Origin of the sequence: Pseudomonas sp. GW531-T4, assembly GCF_017349615.1 — a bacterium.
Classification (GTDB): Bacteria; Pseudomonadota; Gammaproteobacteria; order Pseudomonadales; family Pseudomonadaceae; genus Aquipseudomonas; species Aquipseudomonas chlororaphis_I.
Map to the genome: position 1 here is coordinate 1 of NZ_JACMZT010000082.1, position 7697 is coordinate 7697.

Below are 7697 nucleotides of genomic sequence, written 5' to 3' on the forward strand. Positions count from 1 at the left end.
GCGTAGGACAGATAGACCAGGCGGTCCTGCTTGAAGTCCGGCGACAACACCACATCCAGCAAGCCGCCCTGGCCCTTGGCCCAGACCTGCGGCACGCCACCCAGGGGCGCCGAGAGCTTGCCGTCGGCGCCGACCAGCCGCAGGTTGCCCGGCCGCTCGGTCACCAGGATGCCCTGGCGGTCCGGCAGAAATGCCAGGGCCCAGGGGTGATCCAGGCCCTCGACCACCGGGGTCACGCTCAGCGGGCCCTGTTCGCTCTGCAATTGTTGGCGGGTGGCGGCCGCGGCCGGTAGCGCGCTACTCAGGACAAGGCTGGCGCAGACTGTCGCCAAGAGGGTTTTACGCAACATGCACGATTCCTTCTGTCGATAAAAAGGGTTCCGCCCGGAGCCGGCATCGGCCTCGGGCGGTCAGCGTTTATCGCTGCTGTTGGTTACGCGGTGGGGTCACGGGTGTCGGATCGATAATCCGTGGCTGGGTAATGGTGCGCGGGTAACCGTTGCCGATGCCGCCGTTCTCCAGGGTCGGAGGGCGTTGCACCGGTACCGGATTAACCCCGCGGACAGCCGGGGCACTGGGCTGGGTGCCCTGCATGCTGTTGGGGTTGGCCCGGCGTATCGGGCTGTTGTAGGGATTGTTGTTGATGCTGCCGGGCAGGTTCTGCGCCAGCAGCATGGCGGGCGCCGGGCTGTTGTCCGCGTGCGCCTGGGGTGCGGCGAACGCCGCGATGCTGGCCCCGCTCATCAGGGCAAACACGGCAAGACCGCGAAGCAGGTTGTTCATGGCGACCCTCCTGGATGGCGACGAGTTATCGCATTCGAGTCCAGGCTACGTCGCAGGTTCGGCCTTGTTAATTAAATAATCCGCCAGACATGTAACACGAGTTATCGGCTCGCCCCTGCAAGCCGGCACCCCGGGGAAACTTTCGCGCCACGCCACGGGTCACCTGAAAACCAGTCGCTGCATAGCGATTCCACAGTCAATACGGGGACAGGCTCATGGCACGGGCAATCTGGAAAGGCGCGATCAGTTTCGGCCTGGTTCACATTCCGGTGGCGCTGGTCTCGGCGACCTCCTCCCAGGGCGTCGACTTCGATTGGCTGGACCAGCGCACCATGGACCCGGTGGGTTACAAGCGGATCAACAAGGTCACCGGCAAGGAAGTCAGCAAGGAACATATCGTCAAGGGCGTGGCGTACGAGAAAGGCCGCTATGTGCTGCTCAGCGAGGACGAGATCCGCTCGGCCCACCCGCTGTCGACACAGACCATCGACATCTTCGCCTTCGTCGACAGCCAGCAGATCCCGCTGCAGAACATTGACACCCCTTACTTCCTGGCCCCGGACAAGCGCGGCGGCAAGGTCTATGCGCTGCTGCGCGAAACCCTGCGGAGCACCTCGAAAGTCGCCCTGGCCCTGGTGGTGCTGCACACCCGCCAGCATCTGGCGGCGCTGATGCCGCTGGAGTCGGCGCTGGTACTGGTAATGCTGCGCTGGCCGGCCGAGGTGCGCAGCCTCGACGAACTGGCCCTGGGGCCGGAGGTGACTCACCCGGACCTGACCAAGGGCGAGCGGGACATGGCCAAGCGCCTGGTAGCGAACATGAGCACCGATTGGCAGCCGGAGGAATACCGCGACAGCTTCACCGACAAAATCATGGCCCTGGTGGAGAAAAAGGCCCAGGCTGGCAAGATCGAAGACGTGGAAAGCCGCACCGGCGAAGCGCAACGCAGGAGTGCCGATGTCATCGACCTCACCGAAATGCTCAAGCGCAGCCTGGGCGGCAAATCCAGGAGCAAGCCGCCCGCCAGCCCGGACAAACCCGGCAAGGCCTCTGCGACCAAGAAAACCACGAAACGATCCAGTGCCTGAACGGCGCGGCTCGCATGACAAGGTAGTGGGTCATGGCCAGATCCTTGAGTGAATACCAGCGCAAACGCGACTTCGCGATCACCTCGGAGCCGGCGGCGGACAAACCCTTCGGCCAATCCGCCAAGACCGCCTCGGCCCTGCGTTTCGTGATCCAGAAGCACGCTGCGCGCAACCTGCACTACGACTTTCGCCTGGAACTGGGCGGCAGCCTGAAAAGCTGGGCGGTGCCCAAGGGCCCGAGCCTGGACCCCAGGCAAAAACGCCTGGCGGTGCATGTCGAAGACCACCCGCTGAGCTATGGCAATTTCGAAGGCAGCATCCCCGCCGGGCAATACGGCGCCGGCGACGTGATCGTCTGGGACCATGGCGTCTGGCAACCCCATGACGACCCCGACGCCAGCTACCGGGCCGGCAAGCTCAAGTTCACCCTGATCGGCGAGAAGCTCGGCGGCGACTGGACCCTGGTGCGCACCCATATGCGCGGCAGCGGCGACAAGGAACAGTGGCTGCTGATCAAGGAGCAGGATGCCCAGGCACGACCGAACGACGAGTACGACGTGGTCCAGGCCCTGCCCAGGAGCGTGCTCAGCGGTGCCACGGTGGGCGACAACAAGCGCGCCAAACCCCAGGCCGCGAAAAAAACCGCGAAGAAACCGCCAGGAAAAAAGGTCGTCGCCCTGCCGCAAAGCCTGGCGCCGCAGCTGGCAACCCTGGTGGACAAGGCGCCCAGCGGCGACTGGCGCTACGAGATCAAGTTCGACGGCTACCGGATCCTGGCGCGGATCCAGGACGACGAAGTGCGCCTGCTGACCCGCAACGGTCACGACTGGACCAGCCGCCTGCCCCAGCAAGCCAAGGCCCTGGCCGCCCTGAAGCTCAAGGACAGCTGGCTGGACGGCGAAATGGTGGTGCTCAACGACCAAGGCCTGCCGGACTTCCAGGCATTGCAGAACGCCTTCGATATCGGTCGCAGCGTAGACATCATCTATTACCTGTTCGATGCGCCCTTTCTGCAGGGCGAGGACTTGCGCGAAACGCCGGTGGAACAACGCCGTCAGGCGCTCAAGCAGGCGCTCGGGCGCAAGTCGAGCAAGGTCCTGCGCTTTTCCGAAGCCTTTGCCGCCCACCACCAGGACATCCTCGAAAGCGCCTGCGCCCTGTCCCTCGAGGGGGTGATCGGCAAGCGCGCCGGCAGCCCCTATGTGTCGCGCCGCAGCGCCGACTGGATCAAGCTCAAATGCCGGCTGCGCCAGGAGTTCGTGGTGGTCGGCTATACCCGCCCGCAAGGTTCGCGCAGCGGCTTTGGCGCCCTGCTGCTGGGGGTCAACGACGCAAGCGGGCTGGTGTACGCCGGCCGGGTCGGCACCGGTTTCGACCAGAAGACCTTGAAGCAGCTGCATGAGCGGATGCAGGAACTTGAACGGGATTCATCGCCACTGGCCAAGCCCCTGACCGCGGCCCAGGCCCGCGGCGTGCACTGGATCGAACCGCAACTGGTGGCCGAAGCCGAGTTCGCCGAGTGGACCCGCGAACAGGTGGTGCGCCAGGCAGCCTTCATCGCCCTGCGCAGCGATAAGCCGGCCAGCGAAATCGTCCGTGAGCGGCCACAGACCTTCAAGGCCGTCGAGACCCGCAGTCGGCATACGGCCTCCCATTCGGATAAATCGGCCGCCCACAGCGTCGCCGGGGTCAGGATCACCCACCCGGAACGGGTCATCGACCAGCAGTCCGGCACCACCAAGCTGCAACTGGCGCAGTTCTACGCCAGCATCGACCAGCAGATCCTGCCGCACCTGCGCGACCGGCCGGTGTCGCTGCTGCGGGCGCCTGAAGGAGTGGAAGGCGAGCAGTTTTTCCAGAAACATGCCGAGCACCTGGCCATCCCCAATATCCGTCACCTCGACCCGGCGCTGGACCCCGGCCACGCGCGACTGATGGAAATCGACAGTACGTCGGCACTGATCGGCGCGGTGCAGATGGGCACCATCGAGCTGCACACCTGGGGCGCGACTCACGATCAGATCGAAACCCCGGACCTGTTCGTGCTCGACCTCGACCCGGACCCGGCCCTGCCCTGGAAAAGCATGCTGGAAGCCACCCAACTGACCCTGTCGGTGCTCGATGAGCTGGGCTTGCAGGCCTTCCTGAAAACCAGCGGCGGCAAAGGCATGCACCTGATCGTGCCGCTGGCGCGCAGGGCCGACTGGGAAACGGTCAAGGGCTTCGCCAAGGCCGTCGCGCAGTTCATGGCGCAGCAGTTGCCGGAACGCATCACCGCGACCATGGGCCCGAAAAACCGGGTCGGCAGGATCTTCGTCGATTACCTGCGCAACACCCGCGGCGCCAGCACCGTGGCCGCCTATTCGGTACGGGCGCGCCCGGGACTGCCGGTCTCGGTGCCTATCGCCCGGGATGAGCTGGGCGATGTCCGGCATGCCCAGCAGTGGAATGTGGCGAACCTGAGTCAGCGCCTGGAGGCCTTGACCGAGGATCCGTGGCACGGCTACGCCCATCGGCAGCGGATCACCGCGAAGATGTGGCAGCAATTGGGGGCGGACAAGCCTTGAGGAAGTGATGGCGGACAAACCTCGTTCCTGCAGAACCCATGCAGGAGCGAGGCTTGCCCGCGATCAGCGATTCGCCGTGCGGAGAATCAGATGAAGATGAACAGCAACAACAGCGCAGCGAAGATCGCCCACTTTTCCAGGTAATAAAGCTTGCGGTTGCGCTTTTTCAGCTCTTTACCGCGCAGGCGGATCTTGTACAGCTTGGTGAAGGCGCGGTTCAGGCCCCCGGTGCGGTCGCCGGCATCGTTGGGCGCACCGGCGGCGGCCATCACGGTGCGGCTGAACCAGCGGTTGAAGGCGGCGGCCCAGCGGTACTTCATCGGCCGCTCGACATCACAGAACAGGATGATGCGGTTCTGCTCGGTGGTGTTTTCCGCGTAATGGATGTAGGTCTCGTCGAACATCACCGCTTCGCCGTCGCGCCAGTGATACTTCTCACCGTCGACATTGATGTAGCAACCGGCGCTGTTGGGCGTTTCCAGGCCCAGGTGGTAACGATAGGAACCGGCATAAGGGTCGCGGTGGCGCACCAGCTTCGAGCCCGGCGGCAGTTCCGCGAACATCGCCGCCTTGATCGAACCGATGCTCTGCACCAGTTCGGTGGTCCGCGGGCACAGCTTCATCGCCGAAGGATGGCTGTCGCCGTACCACTTGAGGTAGAAGCGCTTCCAGCCGGTCTTGAAGAACGAGTTGAAGCCGACGTCGTCGTACTGCTCCGAACGCTTGATCTCCCCGGCCCTGAGCAGGCTCTGGCCCTCGGCGCGGATTTCTTCCCAGTGGGCCTGCAACGGGCTCAGGTCGGGAAAGTCGGCCGGATCGAGGTACGGGCGGTTGGGGATCTTCGAGAACAGATAAAGGAAGCAGTTGATGGGAGCCAGGAAGCTCGAGTGATCACTCAGCTGGCGGCCCAGTTTATGGCGCACGCGACCACGCAGGTGCACATACGCAATGGATAAAACGTAAACAGCGGCAATGATGAGTTTCACGGAAATCGTCACATGTCAGAAGAGAACATACTGCGCCCCCATGTGGGCCACCTGGGCCGAGGGGTCATGTGCAGCGTCCGAAAGCGATAAGAGGTCCTGAAGGCACGTCCCTGAGCCCATGCCAATGATGGCATGTGGCAACTGGTCGGCATTTTAGCCACAGTTTGTAACCAAAGGTTAACTCCGATTTGTGAAAATGTGTCCGCCCACGGTGCCACGACCTAAGTCGCATTGCCCGGGACAAATCCGCAGCGGCGACTTTTACAACGGCTGGCGCTGAGCCGCCTGGATGAAAAATCCGTGGCTCGCCGTCATACAACTGCCGGCGCACATATGCGACAATGCGCGCCAAATTCCAACATGACCTCCCACCTTTATTGCCCAGCAACTTGGCCATAGCGTCCAGATGTTGCTGTCTACTTATGCTCGCTGGCTCGACTCTGGCGATGACCGGGGCGAAATGGAAACGCTCCAACATGCCCCGGGAATGACCCAAGAGCCAACACGATGCTCGCAACCCCTTGATAGGTAAAGTAATTGATCTCCACAGCTAACATCACGATGCAGTTCGGCGCCAAGCCGCTATTCGAGAACGTTTCGGTCAAGTTCAACGGCGGCAACCGCTATGGCCTGATCGGCGCCAACGGTTGCGGCAAATCGACTTTCATGAAAATCCTCGGCGGCGACCTCGAGCCGTCCGGCGGCCAGGTCATGCTGGAGCCGAACGTTCGCCTGGGTAAACTGCGCCAGGACCAGTTCGCCTACGAAGAATTCACCGTGATCGACACCGTGATCATGGGTCACGAAGAGCTGTGGAAGGTCAAGGCCGAGCGCGACCGCATCTACTCGCTGCCGGAAATGAGCGAAGAAGACGGCATGGCCGTGGCCGAGCTGGAAACCGACTTCGCCGAGATGGACGGCTACACCGCCGAATCCCGCGCCGGTGAACTGCTGCTGGGCCTGGGCATTCCCCTGGAACAGCATTTCGGCCCGATGACCGAAGTCGCTCCGGGCTGGAAACTGCGGGTCTTGCTGGCCCAGGCGCTGTTCTCCGATCCGGAAGTGCTGCTGCTCGACGAACCGACCAACCACCTGGACATCAACACCATCCGCTGGCTGGAAACGATTCTGACGGCGCGTAACAGCACCATGATCATCATTTCCCACGACCGTCACTTCCTCAACAGCGTCTGCACCCACATGGCCGACCTGGACTACGGTGAGCTGCGCCTGTTCCCGGGCAACTACGACGAGTACATGACCGCGGCGACCCAGTCCCGCGAGCAACTGCTGTCGGACAACGCCAAGAAGAAAGCCCAGATCGCCGAGCTACAGACCTTCGTCAGCCGCTTCTCGGCCAACGCCTCGAAAGCCAAGCAGGCCACCTCCCGCGCCAAGCAGATCGACAAGATCCAGCTGGCCGAGGTCAAGCCATCGAGCCGCGTCAGCCCGTTCATCCGCTTCGAACAGACCAAGAAGCTGCACCGCCAGGCCGTGACCATCGAGCAGATGTCCAAGGGCTTCGACGGCAAGACCCTGTTCAAGAACTTCAGCTTCACCGTCGAAGCCGGCGAGCGCGTGGCGATCATCGGCCCGAACGGCATCGGCAAGACCACCCTGCTGCGCACCCTGATGGGCGAGCTGACCCCGGACGCCGGTTCGGTGAAATGGACCGAAAGCGCGGAGCTGGGCTACTACGCCCAGGACCACGCCCATGACTTCGAAGACGACGTCAGCCTGTTCGACTGGATGGGCCAATGGACTCAAGGCGAGCAGATCATCCGTGGCACCCTGGGCCGCATGCTGTTCTCCAACGACGAGATCCTCAAGTCGGTGAAGGTCATCTCCGGTGGTGAGCAGGGCCGCATGCTGTTCGGCAAGCTGATCCTGCAAAAGCCCAACGTCCTGGTGATGGACGAACCGACCAACCACCTGGACATGGAATCCATCGAGGCGCTGAACCTGGCCCTGGAAAACTACCCGGGCACGCTGATCTTCGTCAGCCACGACCGTGAGTTCGTATCGTCCCTGGCCACTCGCATCATCGAGCTGAGCCCGAACGGCGTGACCGACTTCAGCGGCACCTACGACGACTACCTGCGCAGCCAGGGCGTGGTGTTCTAAGGAACGCCCGTTGCTTGCCAGTCTGAAAGCCCCGTCCTGGTGACGGGGCTTTTTTTGGGTTCTTCACGGAATTCCGGGAAACACAGAAACAAGAACGCCGATTTGATTGATGATGTTCGTGCGAGCAAACACATCTAAAAAACCGGCGT

6 protein-coding genes are annotated in these 7697 nt (G+C 62.9%); 3 read left to right on the forward strand and 3 right to left on the reverse strand.

Features of this window, described 5'->3' with window-relative positions; translation table 11 throughout:
* Together J4D28_RS30195 and J4D28_RS30200 are read right to left on the reverse strand one after the other, a co-directional pair.
* The coding region (locus tag J4D28_RS30195) for a PQQ-dependent sugar dehydrogenase (RefSeq protein ID WP_207246524.1) at positions 1 to 350 on the reverse strand (350 nt) is incomplete at its 3' end.
* A 67-nt stretch (positions 351 to 417) separates the two neighbouring features.
* Complete coding sequence (locus J4D28_RS30200; RefSeq protein WP_103331968.1) at positions 418 to 783, reverse strand: hypothetical protein; 366 nt, start codon at positions 781 to 783, stop codon at positions 418 to 420.
* A 215-nt stretch (positions 784 to 998) separates the two neighbouring features.
* Here J4D28_RS30200 and J4D28_RS30205 point away from each other — a divergent pair, with 215 nt between their 5' ends.
* A complete protein-coding gene (locus tag J4D28_RS30205) occupies positions 999 to 1871 on the forward strand; it encodes a Ku protein (RefSeq protein WP_016701740.1) in 873 nt (290 codons plus the stop codon).
* A gap of 32 nt (positions 1872 to 1903) precedes the next feature.
* Positions 1904 to 4438, forward strand: a complete 2535-nt coding sequence (ligD, locus tag J4D28_RS30210) for a DNA ligase D (protein WP_103331969.1) — start codon at positions 1904 to 1906, stop codon at positions 4436 to 4438.
* 86 nt (positions 4439 to 4524) lie between these two features.
* Here ligD and lpxO read toward each other — a convergent pair whose 3' ends face one another.
* Entirely contained in the window at positions 4525 to 5424 is a 900-nt protein-coding gene (lpxO, locus tag J4D28_RS30215) for a lipid A hydroxylase LpxO (RefSeq protein ID WP_009048901.1), read from the reverse strand.
* A gap of 537 nt (positions 5425 to 5961) precedes the next feature.
* Here lpxO and J4D28_RS30220 point away from each other — a divergent pair.
* Positions 5962 to 7548, forward strand: a complete 1587-nt coding sequence (locus tag J4D28_RS30220) for an ABC-F family ATPase (RefSeq protein WP_009043780.1) — start codon at positions 5962 to 5964, stop codon at positions 7546 to 7548.
* The last annotated feature ends 149 nt before the right edge of the window (positions 7549 to 7697 follow it).

Coding starts and splice junctions, on each gene's coding strand:
- J4D28_RS30200 (WP_103331968.1), bottom strand. CDS start 783: ATGAACAACCTGCTTCGCGGTCTTGCCGTGTTTGCCCTGATGAGCGGG.
- J4D28_RS30205 (WP_016701740.1), top strand. CDS start 999: ATGGCACGGGCAATCTGGAAAGGCGCGATCAGTTTCGGCCTGGTTCAC.
- ligD (WP_103331969.1), top strand. CDS start 1,904: ATGGCCAGATCCTTGAGTGAATACCAGCGCAAACGCGACTTCGCGATC.